This window comes from Bacterioplanes sanyensis (genome assembly GCF_014652515.1).
GTDB lineage: Bacteria > Pseudomonadota > Gammaproteobacteria > Pseudomonadales > Oceanobacteraceae > Bacterioplanes > Bacterioplanes sanyensis.
Map to the genome: position 1 here is coordinate 271,287 of NZ_BMYY01000004.1, position 22,293 is coordinate 293,579.

18 protein-coding genes are annotated in these 22,293 nt (G+C 53.7%); 4 read left to right on the forward strand and 14 right to left on the reverse strand.

The window, feature by feature from the left end:
- Nucleotides 1-72 precede the first annotated feature (72 nt).
- Nucleotides 73-2,064, forward strand: a complete 1,992-nt coding sequence (locus IE090_RS08720; RefSeq protein WP_229815619.1) for an alkyl/aryl-sulfatase — start codon at nt 73-75, stop codon at nt 2,062-2,064.
- A 275-nt stretch (nt 2,065-2,339) separates the two neighbouring features.
- Here the strand turns inward: IE090_RS08720 and IE090_RS08725 are convergent, their stop codons facing one another.
- The 4 genes from IE090_RS08725 to IE090_RS08740 all read right to left on the reverse strand — a co-directional run bounded on the left by IE090_RS08725 (nt 2,340) and on the right by IE090_RS08740 (nt 5,752).
- Nucleotides 2,340-3,368 carry an AraC family transcriptional regulator gene (locus IE090_RS08725; protein ID WP_189387975.1) on the reverse strand — a complete coding sequence of 343 codons (1,029 nt, stop codon included), beginning with the start codon at nt 3,366-3,368 and terminating at the stop codon, nt 2,340-2,342.
- On the reverse strand, nt 3,355-4,245 hold the full coding sequence (locus IE090_RS08730; RefSeq protein WP_189387976.1) for an alpha/beta fold hydrolase: 891 nt from the start codon (nt 4,243-4,245) through the stop codon (nt 3,355-3,357). Before IE090_RS08730 ends, IE090_RS08725 begins: the two co-directional genes overlap by 14 nt.
- A gap of 68 nt (nt 4,246-4,313) precedes the next feature.
- Entirely contained in the window at nt 4,314-4,724 is a 411-nt protein-coding gene (locus IE090_RS08735; RefSeq protein ID WP_189387977.1) for a YbaN family protein, read from the reverse strand.
- 35 nt (nt 4,725-4,759) lie between these two features.
- Nucleotides 4,760-5,752, reverse strand: coding sequence for a GlxA family transcriptional regulator (locus IE090_RS08740; protein WP_189387978.1), 993 nt, complete (start codon nt 5,750-5,752; stop codon nt 4,760-4,762).
- A 102-nt stretch (nt 5,753-5,854) separates the two neighbouring features.
- On the opposite strand from IE090_RS08740, the gene IE090_RS08745 reads away from it, so the two are divergent.
- The 3 genes from IE090_RS08745 to IE090_RS08755 all read left to right on the forward strand — a co-directional run bounded on the left by IE090_RS08745 (nt 5,855) and on the right by IE090_RS08755 (nt 11,786).
- Nucleotides 5,855-7,627, forward strand: a complete 1,773-nt coding sequence (locus IE090_RS08745) for an acyl-CoA dehydrogenase (RefSeq protein ID WP_189387979.1) — start codon at nt 5,855-5,857, stop codon at nt 7,625-7,627.
- Between the two features lie 133 nt (nt 7,628-7,760).
- Entirely contained in the window at nt 7,761-9,590 is a 1,830-nt protein-coding gene (locus IE090_RS08750; protein ID WP_189387980.1) for a methyl-accepting chemotaxis protein, read from the forward strand.
- 66 nt (nt 9,591-9,656) lie between these two features.
- A complete protein-coding gene (locus IE090_RS08755; RefSeq protein WP_189387981.1) occupies nt 9,657-11,786 on the forward strand; it encodes a methyl-accepting chemotaxis protein in 2,130 nt (709 codons plus the stop codon).
- Here the strand turns inward: IE090_RS08755 and IE090_RS08760 are convergent.
- From IE090_RS08760 to IE090_RS08805, 10 genes are all read right to left on the reverse strand, one after another.
- Nucleotides 11,783-12,604: an ATP-grasp domain-containing protein gene (locus IE090_RS08760; protein ID WP_189387982.1), complete on the reverse strand. Its 822-nt coding sequence runs from the start codon at nt 12,602-12,604 to the stop codon at nt 11,783-11,785. The two genes, IE090_RS08755 and IE090_RS08760, sit on opposite strands and share 4 nt — an antisense overlap.
- Nucleotides 12,605-12,665: 61 nt before the next feature.
- On the reverse strand, nt 12,666-14,159 hold the full coding sequence (der, locus tag IE090_RS08765; RefSeq protein WP_189387983.1) for a ribosome biogenesis GTPase Der: 1,494 nt from the start codon (nt 14,157-14,159) through the stop codon (nt 12,666-12,668).
- Nucleotides 14,160-14,198: 39 nt separating this feature from the next.
- Nucleotides 14,199-15,398 (reverse strand): outer membrane protein assembly factor BamB, encoded by a 1,200-nt coding sequence (bamB, locus tag IE090_RS08770; protein ID WP_189387984.1) that lies wholly within the window; start codon nt 15,396-15,398, stop codon nt 14,199-14,201.
- Nucleotides 15,398-16,060: a YfgM family protein gene (locus IE090_RS08775; RefSeq protein WP_189387985.1), complete on the reverse strand. Its 663-nt coding sequence runs from the start codon at nt 16,058-16,060 to the stop codon at nt 15,398-15,400. Before IE090_RS08775 ends, bamB begins: the two co-directional genes overlap by 1 nt.
- Before the next feature lie 22 nt (nt 16,061-16,082).
- Nucleotides 16,083-17,363 (reverse strand): histidine--tRNA ligase, encoded by a 1,281-nt coding sequence (gene hisS / locus IE090_RS08780; protein ID WP_189387986.1) that lies wholly within the window; start codon nt 17,361-17,363, stop codon nt 16,083-16,085.
- Between the two features lie 26 nt (nt 17,364-17,389).
- Nucleotides 17,390-18,502 carry a flavodoxin-dependent (E)-4-hydroxy-3-methylbut-2-enyl-diphosphate synthase gene (ispG, locus tag IE090_RS08785; protein WP_189387987.1) on the reverse strand — a complete coding sequence of 371 codons (1,113 nt, stop codon included), beginning with the start codon at nt 18,500-18,502 and terminating at the stop codon, nt 17,390-17,392.
- 1 nt (nt 18,503) lies between these two features.
- Nucleotides 18,504-19,304: a type IV pilus biogenesis/stability protein PilW gene (gene pilW, locus IE090_RS08790; protein WP_189387988.1), complete on the reverse strand. Its 801-nt coding sequence runs from the start codon at nt 19,302-19,304 to the stop codon at nt 18,504-18,506.
- Entirely contained in the window at nt 19,304-20,443 is a 1,140-nt protein-coding gene (rlmN, locus tag IE090_RS08795; protein ID WP_189387989.1) for a dual-specificity RNA methyltransferase RlmN, read from the reverse strand. Before rlmN ends, pilW begins: the two co-directional genes overlap by 1 nt.
- Nucleotides 20,444-20,530: 87 nt before the next feature.
- The gene (ndk, locus tag IE090_RS08800; protein ID WP_189387990.1) at nt 20,531-20,956 is read right to left on the reverse strand and encodes a nucleoside-diphosphate kinase; all 426 of its coding nucleotides are present in this window, start codon (nt 20,954-20,956) and stop codon (nt 20,531-20,533) included.
- 118 nt (nt 20,957-21,074) lie between these two features.
- Nucleotides 21,075-22,238, reverse strand: a complete 1,164-nt coding sequence (locus IE090_RS08805) for an aminotransferase class V-fold PLP-dependent enzyme (protein WP_189387991.1) — start codon at nt 22,236-22,238, stop codon at nt 21,075-21,077.
- Nucleotides 22,239-22,293 lie beyond the last annotated feature (55 nt).

The following is a 22,293-nucleotide window of genomic DNA, read 5'->3' on the forward strand; positions in this document are numbered from 1 at the left end:
AACCTGCGCCGATCTTCACGCCACGTTACCCTGCCAGTAACAGACTCGCTACTAATCTAGCTGGAGAACCTTATGCGTCGATCTTTTATGCTTGGCAGTGTCCTTTTTGCGCTCACCGCCTGCCAACCCTCGGCATCGAATAACACACAAATGCAAAGCCTACCCGCTGATAGCGCGGGTTTCACTGCAGCAACAGAAGCGACACGGCAACATCAGCAAGACGTCAGTGCTGTATTGAATCTACAGCAGCAAGATGACTGGCAACAGGCACGACGTGGTCAACTGGCCAGCGCCGATGATTTCAGCGTCCACTTGCCTTCCGGTGAGAGAATCTGGGATCGAGCGGCGTACCAGTTTATAAGCGGCGAGGCACCTGATTCAGTTAACCCAAGCCTGTGGCGCCAAGCTGGCTTGAATAACCTCTCTGGGCTGTTTGAAGTGGTACCTGGTATTTACCAGCTACGAGGGATGGACCTAGCCAACATGACGCTGATTGAGGGAGAGCAAGGCTGGATTGTGATCGACCCACTGACTTCAGCCGAAACTGCAAAAGCAGCGTTTGAGCTAGCGCTGCAGCATTTACCTCAGCGCCCCATCAGTGCCGTGCTGTTCACTCACAGCCATATTGACCACTTTGGTGGTATTAACGGTTTACTTCCGCAATTTGCGCTAAGTAACGACATTCCGATTATTGCGCCAGACGGATTTATGCATGAGGCCACCAGCGAAAACATCGTCGCCGGTAGCGCAATGAGCCGTCGCGCTAGTTTTATGTATGGCAAGCAACTGCCACGCACAACTCGCGGCCATATAGGTTCAGGGCTGGGTAAATCACCGGCGTTTGGCCATCTCGGCATCATTGAGCCTAGCCACAACATTGATGACGACACAGAGGCCATGATTATCGATGGTGTAACGTTTGAGTTTCAATACACACCGGACTCTGAGGCTCCGGCAGAAATGACCTTTTATTTGCCCGAATTTAACGCATTTTGCGGTGCCGAGCTGGTCTCACGTACCCAACACAATCTCTACACTTTGCGCGGCGCTAAGGTTCGCGATGCACTTAAGTGGAGCGGCTACATTGAGCAAGCACGCCAACGTTTTTCACAAGCACAAGTATATTTCGGCAGCCATCACTGGCCAATTTGGGGCAATGATGCCATACAGCAGTTTTTGATCGGCCAGCGTGACACTTATAAGTTTATTCACGACCAGTCTGTACGTTTAATGAATAACGGTGCGACGGCGGATGAAATTGCACAGCAAATACGGTTACCAGAGAGTCTGGCAAACCAGTTTTCTAATCGTGGCTATTATGGCACTGTCAAACACAATGCCAAAGCGGTGTATCAATTTTATATGGGTTGGTACAACGGTAACCCAGCCCACCTAGATCCACTTCCAAGAGTCGAGGCCGCTTCTCGCTACGTCGCCTTAGCCGGTGGCGCTGAGGCACTACTGCAACACGCGCGGGCAGCATTTGAACAAGGCGACTATCGCTGGGCCGCTGAGCTGTTGAATCATTTAGTATTTGCGCAGCCAAGCCATAGCGAGGCCAAACGGTGGCTGGCACGCAGTTACGACCAGTTAGGTTATCAGGCAGAAAGTGGCCCTTGGCGCGACGTGTATCTCACGGGTGCGTACGAACTACGCCATGGTGCAGCGCAAACAAATCTCGATTTAAGGCAAATGAAGTCGGTCTTTTTACACACGCCAGTCAGTCATTTCTTTACTTCTATGGCAACGCGCCTTAAAGCCGAGAACGCACACGATACCGACCTCTCCATCGCAATACACTTCAGCGACTTGCAGCAAAGTTACCGCCTCTGGATTGAAAACTCGGTCATGCATCATCAGCCCATCACCACAGCAGCTGATGTTGACGCAGAGCTGACGCTGACTCATGCATTATTTATCGATTTATTGATTGGAAATGCCGGTATTAAAGACCTACTGTTATCCGATGATATCGACAGTGATGGCAGCCACTGGGATTTAATCACCTTTTTTTCACTGTTTGAAAAACCCAACCAGCACTTTGCCATCGTAACGCCGGAATAACTAACACAGGATATGTCAGCATAACGTACAATAAGCATTATCAGCCAGTTAAGGCGCCTTTGGATAATTCGGTGTAAATCGCCAGAGCCCTAAGAAGCACGAAACCGGTTTACCGCTCTCGTGCCTGCTTAAAAAGACCCCGATATTTCCCGCGCACAGCGTCTTTTACTGGTGCTTTTCATTCATTCTAAAAAATACCCACTGCTGACTCAGGACACAAACTAGTTACAACAAACATCAGCTACACAGAAGAACTGAAATGCCCTAGCGCCCCTCTAGGGCATTTCTGACCGGCGACAGTGTGCACGGTATTGACTGGGCCGTTCGCCTTGCCAGCGCAAAAAAGAGCGGGAGAAATTACTACTGTCACTAAAACCTAATTGCAACGCAATACTGGTTAAATCTTCATCACTTTCTCGTAGGCGCTGGCACGCCAGTGCATGACGCACCTGCTGCAAGCAGAGTCTGAAACTAGTGTTTTCTTGCGCCAAAAAACGCCTCAGGCTACGCTCACTGATATTCAGTTGCTGGGCTATCTGAGCTTGGGTTGGCTCACCCCTCGGCAATACTGCACCTATGGCGAGCTGCACCTTGGCGCCGTACCCTGCTTGCTGGTGCTGCTGCAAATATTGTTGCACTCGCCGTTCATGGGCCGCCAGTAACCCAGTGTCGCCGATTAATTGCTGCTGCAACACGTTACGCCGAAACCACAAAATACACTGCGACTGAGAAAACTCCACCGGCACCTGATACATCTGCTGCCAATAGTGCGGCTGATCTGGCCGCGCGCGGTGCAGTTCCACCTGGGTCAGCAACTCATTCGCTGGAAGGCCAGAAATGAGTTTGGCCAAACGCACCAGAGTCGCCATAAAAGCATCCAATGCCAGTGGCGATAGCGGCAGGCTAGCCAGTGGCGTAATGCGAATACCCAGACTATCGGGCCGGTGAACCAAGGCAACATGGGCGCTGTTTGACACCATGTCATGGTACTGCACCACTTTTTCCAGCACTTGCTGCAAAGACGAGCAAGCCATGACCAGCATGCCCACCGCGTGCAAATGCATGGGCTGTACGTGACGCGATACAGATAAGCCAAATGCTCCATCCGCTGTCGCTTGCTCAGCCAACTGCCATAGCTGCGTCATACGTGCAATCTCAATTCGCTTATCCGGCTGGCTTAGTAACCTGCTTTCGCATAAGCCGACTTGCTGCAAAAGAGGTTGTGGCGCGATCTGGCGATGGCGTAATGCTTGGCACAGCGCCAATGGCCAAGCTGCCAGAGTGGAAGGTTCAAAGGCCTGCATCGGTCATCACCTTTACAATCACTTGCGGTGCCTCCAGTTGTGGGTAATGCCCAACGTCCGCCAGCTCGGTGATGTCATCACGCTCTAATACTTGGCGATAGCGGGCCACCATATGCGCACCTGAAATGGGATCGGCACTGCCATTTATCAGATGCAAGCGATGCGGCCAGTCTTTTAAGGCGCCGACCCAACGCTGGCGCTGCTGGCGCCTCTCTTTCATGTAGCCCATTAAACGCGGCAACACTCGTGGGCCATGGCGATAACTTAAAAAGCGCCAGCTGGCACTCAAATCATCGCCCGACAGTGGCTGCTGGCAAATACGCTGCAAACCGCGGGCAAGTTTTTTCTCTGTTATTCCTCGGGCAAACCAGCTCCCCAGTGGGCTGGCCAATAGGCGTTGCGACCATAACGGACGATGAGCTTCTGGAAACAGCCCACCGTTCAGCAAGGTGACGGACTGAAAGCACTGCTGTGACTGCTCCAGTTGGCGCGCCATCAACTCTTGAGTCACGGTGTCACCGTAATCGTGGGCCAAGATATGGCACTGCTCGATACCGAGGTGGCGCACTAACGCTTCCTGAATATCGGCCTGGACAGCGATGCAATAAGGAAATGCCGCCGGTTTATCGCTGCAGCCAAAGCCCAACATATCCGCGGCCAATAAATCGTAGTGTTGTGCTAAACCATCCCATACGTCATGCCAATCCCAACTGCTGGTTGGAAAGCCATGAATGAGCAGCAGCACGGGCTTATTTTTACCCAGTTGACTAATCGCCGTGGAGGCACGGTAGAAGATCCGGAGGTCATAGCTGCGACCGTCCACGTCAGGCCGGAACACCAGCCAGTGGCCGTCGGCCTGCCAGTCAGAAGGAGTCATGCAAGATCCTATTGTTATTATGGCAACCCCAATAGCGTGATTGAGGTTTCTTTATTTTAAGGTCAGCTTTATTTTAAGGTCAGCGTCGGCAAACGCAGAATGTAAATGCTGACGCCCAACCCTGTCAGCGGCAGCAGTATTTGCAACATAGGCCTGGGCACCAATACAAAGGCCGTCAGCAGCATCACGCTCCACATCAACGCCAGAGAATATACTTTGGCTCGCATTGGCATGCCTTTGCCGTCCAAGTAATAGATGACGTAATTACCCAAGCGTGGATGATGAATTAACCATTGATAAAAACGCGAAGAGCTGCGCACAAAGCAAGCGGCGGCCAGCAACAAAAATGGCGTGGTAGGCAATACGGGCAAAAATATACCGACCACGCCCAGCACCACCGACAACCAACCACAGGCAAACACCAAGTGGCGCAGCAATGGGTGACGAATTCTTTTTTGCTCAGCTAGAGGCACAGACATGGAACAACCCAAACCACAGATGTGCCTAGCATAGCTCAATACCGCCGGGCAAATCGACGCCGATATTCAGTCGGCGTCAGACCCGTCTTCTTACGAAACAAGCGCCGAAACGAGCTGGCATCTTCGTAACCAACGTCGGTCATGACCACGTCGACTGTACGCCCTGTTTCTTCCAATAACTTTTGCGCCGCTTCAATACGAATCGACTGCACATAGGTATTGGGCGGCATATCCAGCGCGGCATTAAAACGCCGAATCAGCGTGCGCTTAGAGACGCTAAAGCGCTCTGCTAACTCTTCGACTGTGAATGGCTCAGCGTAATGCTGCTCTAGCCAACCTTGTGCCTGACTGACCAGATCGTCTTTATGCGGCTTGGCCAAGCGCATCAGTGAGTAGGAAAGCTGACTGTCGCGGCGGTAATCAATCACAAACGCCTTGGCCGTTTGAATCGCCGCCTCAAAACCGACATGACGTTCAATGATGTGCAACCCCAGATCAAACCAAGCCAGCCCACCGCCGGCGCAATAAATGTGTTCGTCGCGGGTAATCAGTTGATCCGCTTGCAGCGACACCTTGGGGTACAAGCGTTCAAAGGTATCTTTAAAACCCCAATGTGTGGTGGCGCAGCGGCCATTTAAAATGCCGGCTTCGGCCAACAGAAAATTACCGGTGCAATTACCGGCAATGGTCCAGCCTTGTTGATCGGCATGGCGCAACAGCTCCAGTACTGGCTCGGCATCCGTTAACACTTCCTCAATGGGTCCGCCGACGGTGGGAACAATGACGGCATCCACTTGCGCTTCTGACGCCATGACCTCAGCAAAACTCATATGACTGGCCAATTGCAGCCCATTAATGCAACGCACAGGCTCACCATTAGGAGAGGCAATTCGCACGTTAAACAAACGTTGCGCTGGCGTGCCCTCAATGCGATTCCAGGTGACACCTGCGAGGCCAAATAAATCCGCCACCCCGGTAATGGCAGAAGCCAAAGCACGGTCAAAGCCAACAACAACTAGGTTAATCATGGTTTTACTTGTCACTAATAGCCTCAAGAGTGGCCATATTGCCAATTACGAGGCGGCATGACAAGCCTCATAGTGGCTAAAAGTGCCACCCGGAGATTCGCCATGTCCACCCTGATTAACCACACAGATCTTGAGTTTTTACTCTATGACCTGTTCGATGCCAATAGCCTGACGCGACTCCCTCAGTATCAGGATCACGACCAGACCACCTTTGATGCCGTACTCGCAACGGCAGAGCAGATTGCGACCCAGTACTTTCTGCCTCATAACGCCAAAGCCGATGCGCAGGAACCTCAGTTTGATGGCCAGCAGGTCACAACGGTGCCTGAGGTCAAACAGGCTTGGCGCCACTTTAGCGAGGCCGGTTTGCTCTGTGCTCGCCACCACTATTCAGACGGCGGCATGCAACTGCCCGCGTTGATCCACAGCGCCTGCAGTGCCTTTTTTATGGCGGCTAACCCTGCCACAGCAGGCTACCCCTTTCTTACCAGCGCCGCTGCCAACGTGATCCATACCTTCGGCAATGCAGAGCAAAAAGCGCGCTATTTATCGCATATGTTTCAAGGACGCTTCGCCGGTACCATGGCCCTGACGGAGCCAGACGTCGGTTCGTCGTTGGGCGATTTATCAACCCGAGCCACGCCGCACAGTGATGGCAGCTACCGCATTCATGGCCAGAAAATGTACATCTCTGGCGGCGATCAAGACATTACCGATAACATCATTCACCTAGTGCTGGCCCGCATAGAGGGCGCACCCGTCGGCGTGAAGGGCATTTCGCTGTTTATCGTGCCCAAATTTCGTGTGCATGAGGATGGCAGCCTGGGCCAACCCAATGACGTGCAGCTGGCTGGGCTGCTGCACAAAATGGGCTACCGTGGCACCACCTCAACCGTGCTCAACTTCGGCGAACAAGGAGACTGCCAAGGTTGGCTATTGGGGGAGCCCCATAAAGGCTTGAGCTATATGTTCAAGATGATGAATGAGGCACGCATCGGGGTTGGCTTAGGTGCCGCCATGATAGGCTATCGCGGCTATCTAGAATCTCTCAACTATGCCCGCCAACGGCCGCAAGGGCGCTTGCCAACCGAGCGCGATGCCAACAGCCCAGCCGTCAACATCATTCAACACACCGATGTGAAACGCATGCTGTTGGCGCAAAAGTCGTATGTCGAAGGCTCGCTGGCGCTGTGCTTGCTGGCTGCGCGCTTGGTCGACGAAAGCGAAGCCGGTGGTGATTCAGACAGCGCGCTATTGCTGGATCTGCTCACACCTGTGGTGAAATCCTACCCCTCCTATTACGGCCCACGAGCCAATGATCTCGCCATTCAGGTATTGGGTGGCAGTGGCTACATTCGCGAATACCCGGTTGAACAGTGCTATCGCGATAATCGCCTGAATCCCATTCATGAAGGTACCCACGGCATTCAATCGCTGGATTTACTGGGGCGCAAACTGTGGCAGCAACAAGGCAAGGGCCAACAACTGCTGCTGGCACGCATTCGCGACACGCTGGCGCGTGCCAGTGAGCACCCAGAGTTGAAGCCCTTGTGTCAGCAATACGAGCAACACCTAGATACTCTGGTACGTACCACCATGACACTCGGCAACACTCTGCAACAAGGCGAGCTGGAACTGGGATTGGCCAACTCTGCCCTGTACTTGGACATGATGGGCCGATGTGTAATCGGCTGGCTATGGCTAGACATGGCGCACACCGCGCTGCAAAGCAGCCGCCCCCGTGACTTTGTTAATGGCAAGCTGCAAACAGCGCAGTATTTTATTCGCTGGGAGCTGGGCGAAATCGAGCATCAGGCTAAATTACTGATCGAACTAGATCGCACTTGCTTGGACATGCAAGCGGCGTGGTTTTAGCTATCAATCAAGGCCATTGCCACGCCCATTACAACCCTCAAACCCGTGTTTGAGGGGCAATTTTCCTAGGCTGTCACAAACCTGTCATTTCAACTAAATTGGTTAGGGTCTAACACGGAAGTTCGAGGCGACCATGACGAGCCCCCTAGCATTCATCACTCAGCGCTTATCCATTGTTCAGCAGCATTTATTGCTCATCGCTCTGGTTGTTATTGGCTTTGGTGCCAGCGGAGCTGCGACTTGGCATCTGGCCAACACCACCGCCCACTTGAATCAACAGCAACAAGGGCTGCAACAGTTGCAACTGCAGTTGCTGCAATTGCGCCGCCATGAAAAGGACTTTTTACAGCGGTTAGAAGTCGATTACATCAATGACTTCCGCCAGCAAGCGCGGTCCTTTCAGCAGCAGCTGGAGCAGCACTTAAGTCTGTCGGTGCAACAGCTAGCGCAAAGCTATGTTCAAAGTTTTATGCAGCTAGCACAGTTGCAGCAACGCATCGGCTTAACGCCCACCAGCGGACTCTATGGCGATTTACGCCAAGCCATTCATGCAGTGGAGCAGCAAATTGACCAGCAACCAGCAACGCAAGCCGCCATGCTGATGCTGCGTCGCCATGAAAAAGACTTTATGTTGCGCCGCGAGCTTAAGTATCAACAGCGCTTCGAGCGCGATTTACCCGCCTTGCAACAAGCGCTGGATGGCCAGACCAACCTGTTGCAGCGCGTGCAACAATATCAACAACGCTTTACCGCACTGGTTGAGGCTGAGGTAGAAAAAGGCTTGGATCAAAATCAAGGCCTGCAACAACAATTGCGCGACCAAGCAGCCCAATTGGAGCAACAGTTTGCGCAACAACTGCAACAGCTATCAGCCAAATTGGAACAGCAACGCACGACACTGCTCAGTGCCACCCTAGTAACCATGCTGATATCCGCCGGTCTGGCACTGGCATTGGTTGCTTGGCTGTCACTTGCCATTAGCCGCAGTATTCGTCACATGACTCGGCGTGCGGTGCATACCGTTAATGATGACGACATCAGTCAACTTGCGCAGCAAACGGGCAATGAAATCACCGTTTTACAAGCTGCATTCGACCGGTTGTACGCTAAGTTGACCCAAGCCTTCGAGCGCTTCGAACAGTCCGCCGAGCAAATCAGTGTCGCCGCTCACACCATTCGCCAAGCCACCCAAAGCGTCGTTCAAAGCACGGATAGCGAACACGAACAGCTGGAAAAATCCGCCACCGCGGTACATGAGTTGAGCGCTTCCATTCAGGAAGTCGCCAACCTTGCCAACCGTACCTCCGGCTATGTTCGTGGCGTGAATGAGCGCCTAAACACCACCACAGAAAAGTCCAGCCAAGCACAAGAAGCCATTGAAGTGCTGCAAAATGAGCTCGACCACGCCGTACAAGCCATCACCGAACTCAAAGACGCCAACCGTGGCACTGAAAAGGTGCTTGATGCCATTGAGCAAATTGCCGAACAAACCAACCTGCTGGCGTTAAACGCCGCCATCGAAGCGGCCCGTGCGGGTGAACATGGTCGTGGCTTTGCCGTGGTCGCAGATGAAGTGCGGGCATTATCACGGCGCACGGCTGAAAGCACCGAACAAGTCCGCACCACACTGCGGCGCTTTGAAACCGTCATCAATAATGTTGTTGCCGCGGTACACAGCTCTAATCAACGTGGCGAAGAAGGTAAAAGCCAGTCTTTTCATGCGCTGCAGCTCATTCGTGAAATGACGCAAAGCATGGCGGAGGTTGCCATGATGAATCTACAAGTGGCCACCGCGGTTGAGCAGCAAAGTGTGGCTGCCAGTGAGGTCGATCAATACGTTTGTGACATAGTCAAAGCCGCCGATGACGTAAAAGACCAAACCAGCGATAGCATGGTCGCCAGTGAGCAGTTAGCTGAGGCCGTCGACAGCATTGCCGCCGCTGTCGACTCCGTACGTTTATAGCGGCCGCTGTGGCACTCTGACAGGATTGACCTATGCTCTGGTAGCAGCCTAATCCGGAGCATGTGCATGAAAGCATGGCCGCTAAAAACTAAATTATTCGCCATCACCCTCGGTATTATTTTGGTGCTGACCTTCGCCATGGGGGCACAGACCTTCAGCGGTATTACCGAGATCAGTGCACGCTTATCTGGCCATGCTGGGGACAACCTTGAACGTGCCGTAGTGCAGCAATTGCAAAGCAGCGCCAAAGGCTATGGGGCCGAAGTGAGCGGCTACATTAACTCGGCTTACCGGGTGCCACTTACCGTGGCCAGCATTCTCAAAAACAGCATCGAAGCTGGGCCAGCCAATCGCTTAAGCCGCGACCAGGTCAATCTGTTGCTGCAAGCGACATTGGCACAACACCCGGATATCAGCTCTATGTATGGTCAGTTTGAAGCCAACGGCTACGACGGCGAGGACCGCTTTTGGCAAGGCAGTGATGACATTCACACCGTCGAAAGCAACGGTGCCTTGGAAATCTATTGGATTCGCAACCAGCAAGGCCAGCTAGAGCAACAACGTGTCGAAGACTCAGAAGAAAAATACGTCACCACGCGCAATGAGTTCGGCATTCGTGAAGCCGAGTGGTATTTGTGTGGCAAAGACAGCGGCAAGCCCTGTTTAATGGAGCCCTACCTTTACGAAATCAGCTCAGGCTACACCGAGCTGATGACCAGCCTGACAGTGCCCGTCATGGCCAATGGCAGTTTTCGTGGCATTGTCGGCGTCGATGTCAACTTGCCCTTGTTCCAACGCATTACCGAAGAACTGAGCAAAGCTTTGTACGACGGCGCAGCCAAGGTCACCCTGCTGAGCCACATTGGTTTGATCGCCGCCTCCAGCCACTATCAAGAACACCTCACCCGGCCATTAAAAGAAGCCATGCCAACCTTGGGCGAGCAGCTCCACCAGCTGCACCAACAAGGTGGGCAACTGGATACCGATGATCGCTTTTTTGTCGCTGCATCGCTGCCCATTAAAGCCTCTGGTAATACCTGGTCACTGCTGATCGAACTGCCTAAGGATATTGCCTTGGCTGAGCTCAGTGAGTTGCAGCATTTGATCGAGGAAGAGCGTGCCAGCGTGGTGTCAACGCAACTGTTGTCGGCGATCATCTTGGCCGCCATCGCCATCGTACTGATGACCGCCGTTATACGCTCCATCGTGCAACCTTTGCGACGCCTTAACCAACAGGTCAATCAGTTAGCATCGGCCGACGGCGACCTAACACAAAGTCTGGAATTGGATACCCATGCCGAGCTGATCGAGCTCAGCCAAGGCTTTAACCGTTTCATCATCAAGCTGCGTGAAATGGTCAACTCGTTAAAAGACGTTAGCTCAGAGGTGCGCCAACAATCGCAGCAAAACCTCAGCATTTCCGAACGCACCCGGCAAAGCACAGATCAGCAGCAAACGGAGATCAACAACGTCGTCACCGCCACGCAGGAAATGTCTGCCACCGCACACGAAGTATCACGAATCGCATCCGACGTCTCCGGTCGCTCGCAAGACATTCACCGCTCGGTGACCGACTCACAACAGCACCTGTCGTCTGCTTTAAATACCGTACTGGAAATGACCAAAGGCATGAGCAGTGCCAGCGACTCCATCACCAAGGTGGCCAGTCATTCAGAGGACATTAACCGCATCTTGGAGGTCATTCGCAGCATTGCCGAACAAACCAACTTGCTGGCTTTAAACGCCGCCATTGAGGCGGCTCGCGCTGGAGAGCAAGGCCGCGGCTTCGCGGTGGTGGCGGATGAAGTGCGCACCCTGGCTTCGCGCACACAGGAATCCACGGCAGAAATCGACGGCATGATTGAAACCCTGCAAAAAGAAGTGCACTCGGCGGTGAGCATTATTAAGCAAGGCAGCGAACAGTCAGCGGTCAACCGGGAAGCCACGCAACATGCGCACGAATCCTTGCATCAAGTGGTGGCAGCCATCGGTGAAATCGCCGATCACATCGGCCAGGTAGCCACCGCAGCCGAGGAGCAAAGTTCGGTGAGCGAAGAAATCACCCGCAATTTAACCGTGATTGGCGATGCCGCGAACATTCTTGCAGAGCTGGCGTTGGAGGCCAACCACAGCAGTGGCCAAGTGACGCAACAGCTCGACATCCTTGACCAGCGCTTGGGCGGGTTACGTACTTAAACCGCACTCGGCCAAGGCCCCAGCGGCCCGGTTGGATCGTCGGGTTCTGGCTTGCCCCACTGGCTATATAAATAGCGGCAAATGGCATCGTCTACTTGCCGCTGCAGGTCAGGGTAGCCCTGATTGCCGAACAGGCGATTAAACTCCAACACAAATGGATACTGCCCCACCATGGCGATATCAAAACCGCCATGATCAATATTTAAACCTTGCGCTAGCTGCTTCACCAGGTTAACGGCCGCATCGGGCAAAACCCCGGAACGCGCTTCTCCACCACGCGCCAAATTGGTATGAAAACCATTGTCTGACTGCATGCGCCAAAAGCCCCCGACAACCTCTTGCCCAACCCAAACGATGCGCAAATCACGATCAATGGGCAAATACTCTTGCACATACAACAGCGGCGAGCGCTGGCAATACTGCTGCCAGTCTTGTTCGCTTTGAATAAGAAAAACCCCTTCACCCATGCTGCTGCGAGGGATTTTGGCCACAAACGGCAACGCCATCTGCGCCCACAAGCGCTGTGCTTCAGCGTCGGTATTGGCGGCAATTAACGTATACGGCGTATGCTGTGGCGCCAGCAGTTGGAAACAGCGCGTCTGTTCGACTTTGTCGTGGCCAATACGGTAACTGGCAGGCGAAGGGAAAATGCGTTGCTTCAGCCCATACTCAAGGCCATTGAGCTGCCAAAACTGCGGAAAAAGCAAACCGTCGGCATCGAGCAGCACGTCCAAGTGCTCGTTCATTTTTTCCGGTTTGATGTAGCGGATGTTTGGCAGGCCCAGCGTGCGCAACGCATCAAAAGACACCAGTTGCATGGACAAATCTCAGATAAGAAGAGCGGATTTTAATCAAAAACCCGCTCCACACCAGCTTTTTTTAACTGGATTTGCGTCGCTGTCGCTTGGCTTTATCTTTTTTCGCTTGGCGAATGCTACTGGTCTTTTCAACCGCTTGAGCACGGCGCTTGCTGCGGTGTTTGACTTCACCACCACGATCAGAAAACGGGTTCTCGCCCTGGCGGAACTCAAAGCGAATGGGCGTGCCTTGAATGTCCAGTACTCGGCGGAAGGTGTTGGCAAGATAGCGCTTGTAGTCTTCTGGCAGGTCGTTGGCCATGTTGCCGTGCACCACAATGCGAGGCGGATTAGAGCCACCTTGGTGAGCGTAACGCAGCTTAGGCCTACGACCGCGAATCAAAGGCGGTTGATGGCTGGCAATGGCGTCTTCCAAAATGCGGGTCAGCATATTGGTCTGCCACTTCGCCATGGCAGATTCGTAAGCCTTATCAACGGACTCGTATAAATGACCCACGCCGGTGCCATGCAAGGCTGAAATAAAGTGCTGCTCAGCAAAAGTTAAAAAATCGAAGCGACGATCCAGCTCGTCTTTCACACGCTGCTTATCGTAGCTGTCCATGCCGTCCCATTTATTGATGGCCAGCACCAGCGCACGACCGGAGTTGAGTACAAAACTCAGCATATGCAGGTCTTGCTCAACGATGCCCGTGCGTGCATCCAGCACCAAAATACAAACGTGGCAATCCTGAATGGCTTGCAGGGTTTTAATGATGGAAAACTTCTCGGCCGCTTCCGAGATGTTTTTACGGCGACGCACCCCGGCGGTATCGATCAGGGTGTAGTCCTGCCCAAAGCGCTCGTAAGGAATATAAATGCTGTCACGCGTGGTACCGGCATGGTCATAAACCACCACCCGGTCTTCACCCAACATACGATTCACCAGCGTCGATTTGCCAACGTTCGGCCGCCCCACCACGGCGATTTTAATGCCGCGTACATCCAGCTCTTCGTGGGTGATTTCTTCTTCTGCAGGCTCGTCAGGTAAATAGCCGGTTTCAGGCTCTTCTTCGCTGAACTCTTCGCCCAACAGCTCATCCATTACATAGTCCACTAGGGTAGATACCCCGCGGTTATGAGCGGCGGCGATGGCCAATGGCTCACCCATGCCCAGCTCGTAAAACTCGCCGAGCACCACGTCTGGATTTTTGCCGTCGATTTTGTTGGCAATCAAATAGGCCGACTTGCCGTTGCGCCGCAAATGATCAGCAATCATGCGGTCTCCGGCGGTAATACCGGCACCGACATCGACCATAAAAAAGACGATGTCGGCTTCTTCAATGGCCTGAAAGCTTTGCTGCGCCATGACTTCATCGATGCCCTCTTCCTCGCCACTGATACCGCCGGTATCAATCACAATAAAAGGACGGCGACCCACTTTGCCCTCACCGTATTTACGGTCACGGGTGAGGCCAGCGATTTCGGCCACCAAGGCATCACGGCTTTTGGTTAGGCGATTAAACAGTGTGGATTTACCAACGTTGGGACGACCAACCAGGGCAATGACGGGTAGCATGAACAGGTACCTTAGAGCGGATGATGCAGCACGCTGACCTTATTGGTCAGCGTGTACGGTTAAGAGTAGCAGTTCACCAGAGTTACTGGTGACGAGCAGACCCCGGTCGGTGGCGACCATGGGGGCAGAAATACCAAAGTCACGACCGCGTAGGTTGTGCCAGTTGGTCATTTCCGGCGAGTTGGGAACATTTTGATGCAAAGGTTTCGGACGTAAGCGCTCACGCGCTAAAAGCTCACCGTCGACTTGGCTCAGCAAGTAGAAGTAGCCTTCACCGTCAGCCACCGCCAAATAGCGATCATAAGCAACAATCTGCCCCAATGCTTTGCCTTGCAATGCGGTCTGCTGCCATTGGCTGGCGCCATTGATCAAGTCGTAAGCTTGCACCGTGCCATCGGCCAGACTCAAATACAAACTGCCCAACGCCAGTTCTGGGTGACCATAACTGGAGCCGTCTTCTTTCCAACGCACATCGCCTCGTGGCGACAGTGCGGCAACGCTGCCATGGTAGCTGGCGGCATAAATAACGCCGTTATCCCAAACCGGCGTGCCGTCGATGTCTACCAGACGTTCTAACTCGGAGCGGCCATCAGGAATGGCGAGCCGCACATCCCAGCGGGGAATGCCTAAGCGCTTATCAAGTGCCACCACCTTGCCACTGGCAAAGCCGGTCACCACCAACTGCTCCAACACCAAAGGAGAGCTGGTACCACGCACCGACAGTACCGGCATGGCGTGCTCATAGGTCCAACGCTGCTCGCCACTGTTGCGGTCAAATGCGGTTAAGCGCCCATCAATGGTGTGCACATAGACACGCTCAGCATCGACGCCAGCAGCGGACACCGACTCAGACGCCAGCGCCGCGCTCCACTGCAACTCACCGTCGGTGCTCAAGCGGTGCAAGCGACCGTCTTGGGTAGCAACAAACAGATCATCGCCATCGACCCGAATCCCACCCGTGATGGGCTGTTCCAGTGCCAGACTCCAGAGCGCACTGCCGTCTTCCAGCGACAATGCCGATACTTCCCCGGCCGCCGAAGCCACATACAAGGTGTCGCCTGCCAACGCTGGGCGCAGATGGTTTAGACGCGATGCAGCGCCTGGGCCTAAGTTATGACGCCATTCAATGTCTACCGACGGCGGTTGCTTAACCGCCGAGGTGGCGAAGGGCTGCTCTGCCACGGTAGAGCAACCAGCCAACATGGCCAGCAGCGACAGTGTGCCGACAAAACGCCGCATTACACCTCTCCGGTCGATGCCAGGTGATCGATTTTGCGCTGCAGCAGCTGCGTGCCAGCGCCGTTATCTTGCGCCGCTTGCAGTGCTTTTTCATAGGCAGCCAGTGCGTCTTCGGCTTTGCCCTGACGCCAGAAAATGTCGCCTCGGGTTTCTTCGAACTGCACCTGATAGGCAGGGTCTGGGACGTCTGCCAGCTGACTCAGAGCATCGTCAAAACGCTCCAACTCAGTCAAAACCAAGGCCAAACGCGCTTGGGCGGTAAATTTCACTGGGCCTGGCTCAGCCGCGTCTACCACTTGCTGCAGCGATGAGGCTGCGCTGTCGTAATCGCCAGCATCCGCCGCCAGGCGTGCAATAAAGAGACGTCCAAAATCAGCGTAAGCCGTACCGTCGTAGTCGTTGACCAAGCGCTCAGCCAGCTGCTGCATGTCTGCCTTGCTGCTGTCGTCTTGTTGCGCCTGTGGCAAGGCAGCCTGTTCGACCAGCTGCGAATAAACCTGTGAGGCCGCTTCTGCCGTCGCACGCTGATTATCTTGGTAGGTGTTCCAGCCAAACCAGCCACCGGCGACGATCACAACCGACACCAGCAAGCTTTTGCCGTTTTCCGCCCACCAGTTTTTCAGCGCTTCAACCTGTTCTTCTTCTGTGCGCATGTCACTCATGACAGCTTCCCCAATTCGTCAATCAATTAATGTGTTGTGCCAGCCAAGCGGCGGCATCTTGCTGAGCGATTTGTACCTGCTCCAGCTCGCCGCGCAAATCTTTGATGGTCACTTGCTGCTGAGCGACTTCACTTTCGCCCAACAACAGCGCAAATCGAGCACCGCTTTTATCGGCTTTCTTCATTTGCGACTTAAAGCTGCCACCGCCACAGTGGGTTTGGATACGCAGCCATTCTTGCTCGTTGCGCAAGCGGTCGGACAGTAACAGAGCCGCTTGGTCGGTGTCATCGCCTACCGCACAAACATACGCATCCAGTGTTTGATACACCGCTTGTGGCACACATTCCAAGCTTTCGAGCAGCAAGATCAAGCGCTCAACGCCCATGGCAAAACCAACGGCTGGCGTGGCCTTGCCACCTAATTGCTCGACCAAACCGTCGTAACGGCCACCGGCACAGACAGTGCCCTGGGCACCCAGCTTGTCGGTCACCCATTCAAATACGGTCTTGCAGTAGTAATCGAGGCCACGTACCAAACGAGGATTGACCTCATAAGCAATGCCAGCAGCGTCCAAAATGCTGCGCAGTTTGTCAAAGTGCTCACGACTGTCATCGTCGAGATAATCGAACAGACTTGGCGCACCGGCCAGCATTGCTTGCATATCTGGGTTTTTACTGTCCAAAACACGCAGTGGGTTGCTGTCCAAGCGGCGCAGACTGTCTTCGTCCAACAGCGCTTTGTGCTCGGTCAAATAAGCGACCAGTGCCTCGCGGTAGGCAGCGCGGGCTTCACTACTGCCCAAGGTATTGAGCTGCAAGGTCACGCTGTCTGCCAAACCAAGCTGCTGCCACAAACGTGCGGTCAGCAAAATCAACTCGGCGTCGATGTCCGCACTGGCGATGCCGTAAGTTTCGACGCCAATTTGGTAAAACTGGCGATAGCGACCTTTTTGCGGACGCTCATGGCGAAACATAGGGCCTGTGTACCACAAACGCTGGGTCTGGTTGTACAACAAACCGTGCTCTTCACACGCACGCACACAACCGGCCGTGCCTTCAGGACGCAACGTCAAACTGTCGCCGTTGCGATCATCGAAGGTGTACATTTCTTTTTCGACGATGTCTGTGACTTCACCGATGGAGCGCTTAAATAAGTTGGTCGACTCAACGATCGGCATGCGGATTTCGTTGTAGCCATAAGAGCCGAGCAGTTCAGCGACGGTGCCTTCCAAATACTGCCATACTGGTGACTGCGCTGGCAGAATATCGTTCATGCCGCGAACGGCCTGAATTTTTTTACTCATGATTTTGTGTATTCCTAAGCCAGCGTTTAAACGTCGCTGACAATTAATGCTTTGCGTTGTTGTTCCAGCTCGGTTGCCCGCTGGCGAATCAGCTGTTCAAGATCATCAACCAGATTCTCGTTGGTCAGCTTTTGTGCTGGTTTACCATCGATGTACACCAAATTGGGCTGACCGCCGGCCAAGCCAACGTCGGTTTCTTTTGCTTCACCCGGACCATTGACCACGCAACCAATCACAGAAACATCCATATCGGTACGAATGTCTTCTACCCGCTGTTCCAGCTCGTTCATGGTTTTAATCACATCAAAGTTTTGCCGCGAGCAGCTAGGGCAGGCAATAAAGTTGATGCCACGCGAGCGCAGCTTGAGGGACTTCAGCATGTCCCAGCCGACTTTAACTTCTTCCACTGGGTCCGCAGCCAGAGACACCCGAATGGTGTCGCCGATGCCATCCCACAAGAGCAAACCCAAACCGATCGAGGATTTAACGGTACCGCCTCGCAAACCGCCCGCTTCGGTAATGCCCAAGTGCAGTGGCTGCTCAATTTGATCGGCAATTTTCCGATACGCCGCCACCGTCATAAAAATATCCGACGCTTTTAAACTGAGTTTAAAATCAGGGAAATTCAAGCGGTCGAGAATATCGATATGGCGCATGGCCGATTCGACCAGCGCATCGGGCGTCGGCTCGCCGTATTTTTTTTGTAGATCTTTTTCCAATGACCCCGCATTCACGCCAATACGAATCGGAATGCCGTTATGACGTGCGGCATCTACCACGGCTTGCACTCTGTCTTCGCGGCCAATGTTGCCAGGGTTAATACGTAAACAATCAACGCCTAAATCTGCCACTTTTAACGCGATGCGATAATCAAAGTGAATATCCGCCACCAGTGGCACATCAACCTGCGCGCGGATTTTGCCAAAAGCATCGGCGGCATCCAGCGTCGGCACAGACACACGCACAATGTCCGCCCCAGCATCGGCAACTTGGCGAATCTGCGCCACCGTGGCATCAACATCTAACGTATCCGTATTGGTCATGGTTTGCACCGCAATCGGCGCATCACCACCAATCGCGACATTACCAACGTGAATCTGACGACTTTGACGGCGTTTAATCGGGTTTTCGAACTGCATATCAGTCACCCGCTCCCTTCAGCGAATCCTGGTACATTTGATATTCATCGGACTGGGGGAAGTTTTGCTTCAATTGCGTCGCCAGCTGAATGGCGCGCTGAGTTTGGCGCGCAATGGTCGTTAGCTTAACGCCCAGCCATAAACTGTGTGCTGTGTGCTCGGTTTGATCGCGTTCTACCAAACGATCAAAGCGATCAAAATAACGTTGCGATTCTTCATAGCGCTGCGCTTCAAACAGCAGCGTCGAAGCATTGACGAGCGCATCCACATTGTAAGGAGCAATGCGCAGCGCACGCATATACACCTCAATGGCTTGGTCGCGCTCATCCTGGCGATAAGTATTTAATGCCAGATCATTCAGTGCAGACACGCGATTCTCGTAATAGCGATCGCCCGCAGCTTGCTGCAAATACTGCTCTGCTTCATCGTGCTTGCCCTGGCGAGAATACAGTCGACCAAGATTATGACGCGCCTGGGTGTAATCGCCGTCGAAACTCAATGCTTTGCGAAAATACTCCTCGGCCAGATCTTCTTCGCCTTCTGCTTGCCACACCAGCCCCATGGCGTCATTGGCAGGGGCATAGTCAGCATCAATTTCCAGTGCCTTGGATAACCTCTGACGCGCCCAATCTGGCCGACCTTTCTGCAAATAGCCCAACCCTAATTGGGTATAGTTTTCGACCGCTTTTTTCGGTGAGGCTTTGGCACTGAAACGGCTCTCAGTGACAGTAACGCAACCGCTGCTCAAGGCAGCAACCAACACCAAAAAAGCAATATTTCGCAGCAGGGTCATCGCAGGCATTATTGTATCCTTGTTGGTTGATCTAGCTGGACCGCTTTAATGTAGCGCTCGCTGCGGCGAGTACGATCGGCCACTCGGCCGACCAGCTGGCCGCAAGCGGCATCGATATCGTCACCACGCGTGGAGCGAATGGTCACCACATGACCGGCGTTAATCAGATGATCGCGAAAACGATAAACGCGGTTATTGCTAGGGCGCTTATAACCCGAGTTAGGGAACGGGTTAAACGGAATCAGGTTAATTTTGCACGGTACCTGTTTCATTAGCTCGGCTAACTGCTCGGCATGCTCAAGGCTATCGTTTACGCCTTCCATCATGGTGTATTCGATGGTGGCTTTGCGTTTATCCGGTAACTTCTGCAAATAGCGATTGGTCGCCGCAATTAACTGCTCCAGCGGGTATTTTTTGTTAATGGGGACCAACTCATTACGTAACTCGTCATTGGGCGCGTGCAGGGATACGGCCAACGACACATCAATATCATCGCCCAGCTTATCCATCATGGGCACCACACCCGAGGTGCTCAGCGTCACGCGACGCTTCGACAAGCCGTAGCAAAAATCGTCCATCATCAAGCGCATGGCATCGACGACGTTGTCATAATTCAACAGCGGCTCGCCCATGCCCATCATCACCACATTGGTGATTCGGCCGGCGCGTTTCTCGCCTTGCTGGTGAAAACTCATGGCCGCCACATACACTTGGCCAATGATTTCGGCGACGCTCAGGTCGCGGTTGAAACCTTGCTTACCGGTAGAGCAAAAACTGCAGTCTAGGGCACAGCCAATCTGTGAGCTCACACACAATGTGCCGCGCTCTTTTTCCGGAATATAAACCGTTTCAATGGCACTGCCACCGTCCATGCGCATCACCCATTTTTGGGTGCCGTCATTGGAAATATCGTGATAAATCACTTCTGGCAGGCGGATTTCGCAAACGTCGGCCAGTTTGGCGCGCAACGCTTTGCTCATGTTGGTCATGTTATTGAAGTCGGACTCACCGTACTGGTGGATCCATTTGAGCATTTGCTGAGCTCGAAAGGGTTTTTCACCCAGACTGGCAAAAAAATCAGCCATTTTGGCAGGCGACAAGCCCAGTAAGTTCACTTTTTCAGTGGAAGCAGATGGAGTATCTGACATTTACAGCAACCTTGACGGTGTACGTCTTCAATAACCATGAATGGGGCAGCACGCCACCCCACCCGAGCCCGAAAGGGCCATTTCATCTTAGCGTGGGCAGATTTCTGCCGCGCCAAAGAAGTACTCAATTTCACGCTGAGCAGACTCAGCAGAATCAGAACCATGTACCGCGTTAGCATCGATGCTTTGAGCGAAATCAGCGCGAATAGTGCCCGCTGCCGCTTCTTGTGGGTTGGTAGCGCCCATCAGCTCACGGTTTTTCGCAATCGCGTCTTCACCTTCCAGCACCTGAACCACAACTGGGCCAGAGGTCATGAAAGAAACCAGATCACCAAAGAAAGGACGCTCTTTGTGCTCTGCGTAGAAACCGCCTGCTTTGTCGTCGTCCAGGTGCAGCATTTTCATTGCTACCACGTTCAGGCCCGCTTTCTCAAAACGTGTAACGATTTCGCCAATCACGTTCTTACCAACCGCGTCCGGTTTGATGATGGACAGGGTGCGTTCTACAGCCATGTTAGTCTCCAGATATAGTATGTTGATCAGTGCAAGTGGTCCGGCAGTGCCCGCATGGACACTGGGGCGGAATCAAAACCCGCGGATTATACGCACGTTTTGGCCAAAGTTGTACGACTCAGGCATCACCGCGTAGCAGCCGTACCACACGGCTCACCTCTTCGATCACCAACTCAATCTCATCGGCCTGGGTAAAACGGCCAACGGAAAAGCGCAGCCCCGCATGCGCCAGTGCATCACTGCGGCCAATCGCCTTCAACACATAAGACGGCTCAACACTGGCCGAGGTACAAGCAGACCCAGACGACACCGCCACTTTGGCCAGGGATGCCAGCAAGATTTCACCATCAACGCGATCAAAACTGACGTTCAAGTGGCACGGACTGAGGTGGTCGACATGACCATTCAAGTACACCTCGCCAATCTCTTGCAGCCCTTGCCACAAACGATCACGCAAAGCGCGCATGTGTATTTGATCTTGTTGCAGGCGCTGCGACACCAACTCTGCTGCGGCACCAAACCCAACCAACTGATGGGTCGCTAAGGTGCCCGAGCGAAAACCACGCTCATGACCACCACCGTGAATTTGAGCGCGCAGCGCAGGTTGCGGCTCACGTCGGATAAACAGCGCACCAACCCCTTTGGGGCCGTAGCCCTTATGCGCCGACAACGACACCAAATCGGCCTGCCATTGCTGCACGTTAATATCCAGCTTGCCCAGCGCTTGAGCGGCATCGACATGCCACAGCGCCGGGTGCGATTGCAGCAACTCACCGATGGCAGCGCTGTCGGTTACCGTGCCCAGCTCGTTGTTCACCGCCATCAAGGACACCAGCACGGTGTTGTCTTGCAGTGCATCCGCCACTTGCTGCGGGGAAATCATGCCATCGGCATCTGGGCTTAAATACGTCACCTCAACGCCGTAGCGCTGCTGCAACCAAGCACAGGGATCAAGCACCGCTTTGTGCTCAATGGCCGAAGTGATAACGTGCACGGGGCCCGATGCCTGTTCGAGCGCGGCTTCGACCGCACCTTTAATGGCCAGGTTATTGCTCTCGGTGGCACCTGACGTCCAAATAATTTCGCGCGGGTCGGCCTGAATCACATCCGCCACTTGTCGGCGGGCTTTTTCTACCGCTTGCTCGGCTTTCCAGCCAAAGCGATGTGAGCGCGATGCTGGATTAGCAAAGTTGCCTTCCAGTGTCAGACAGTCAGCCATGGCGGCCGCAACGGCAGGATCAACAGGCGACGTAGCGGCGTAATCCAGATATACAGGTGTCATAGGTTGTTCCGGGTTGTGAGACCGGCGGCATTGTACACGCCAGAGCTGCCAATCA

Bases quoted from the DNA above. Each gene is read 5' to 3' on its own strand.
- IE090_RS08720 (WP_229815619.1), top strand. From the start codon at position 73: ATGCGTCGATCTTTTATGCTTGGCAGTGTCCTTTTTGCGCTCACCGCC.
- IE090_RS08725 (WP_189387975.1), bottom strand. From the start codon at position 3,368: ATGCAGGCCTTTGAACCTTCCACTCTGGCAGCTTGGCCATTGGCGCTG.
- IE090_RS08730 (WP_189387976.1), bottom strand. From the start codon at position 4,245: ATGACTCCTTCTGACTGGCAGGCCGACGGCCACTGGCTGGTGTTCCGG.
- IE090_RS08735 (WP_189387977.1), bottom strand. From the start codon at position 4,724: ATGTCTGTGCCTCTAGCTGAGCAAAAAAGAATTCGTCACCCATTGCTG.
- IE090_RS08740 (WP_189387978.1), bottom strand. From the start codon at position 5,752: ATGATTAACCTAGTTGTTGTTGGCTTTGACCGTGCTTTGGCTTCTGCC.
- IE090_RS08745 (WP_189387979.1), top strand. From the start codon at position 5,855: ATGTCCACCCTGATTAACCACACAGATCTTGAGTTTTTACTCTATGAC.
- IE090_RS08750 (WP_189387980.1), top strand. From the start codon at position 7,761: ATGACGAGCCCCCTAGCATTCATCACTCAGCGCTTATCCATTGTTCAG.
- IE090_RS08755 (WP_189387981.1), top strand. From the start codon at position 9,657: ATGAAAGCATGGCCGCTAAAAACTAAATTATTCGCCATCACCCTCGGT.
- IE090_RS08760 (WP_189387982.1), bottom strand. From the start codon at position 12,604: ATGCAACTGGTGTCTTTTGATGCGTTGCGCACGCTGGGCCTGCCAAAC.
- der (WP_189387983.1), bottom strand. From the start codon at position 14,159: ATGCTACCCGTCATTGCCCTGGTTGGTCGTCCCAACGTTGGTAAATCC.
- bamB (WP_189387984.1), bottom strand. From the start codon at position 15,398: ATGCGGCGTTTTGTCGGCACACTGTCGCTGCTGGCCATGTTGGCTGGT.
- IE090_RS08775 (WP_189387985.1), bottom strand. From the start codon at position 16,060: ATGAGTGACATGCGCACAGAAGAAGAACAGGTTGAAGCGCTGAAAAAC.
- hisS (WP_189387986.1), bottom strand. From the start codon at position 17,363: ATGAGTAAAAAAATTCAGGCCGTTCGCGGCATGAACGATATTCTGCCA.
- ispG (WP_189387987.1), bottom strand. From the start codon at position 18,502: ATGCAGTTCGAAAACCCGATTAAACGCCGTCAAAGTCGTCAGATTCAC.
- pilW (WP_189387988.1), bottom strand. From the start codon at position 19,304: ATGCCTGCGATGACCCTGCTGCGAAATATTGCTTTTTTGGTGTTGGTT.
- rlmN (WP_189387989.1), bottom strand. From the start codon at position 20,443: ATGTCAGATACTCCATCTGCTTCCACTGAAAAAGTGAACTTACTGGGC.
- ndk (WP_189387990.1), bottom strand. From the start codon at position 20,956: ATGGCTGTAGAACGCACCCTGTCCATCATCAAACCGGACGCGGTTGGT.
- IE090_RS08805 (WP_189387991.1), bottom strand. From the start codon at position 22,238: ATGACACCTGTATATCTGGATTACGCCGCTACGTCGCCTGTTGATCCT.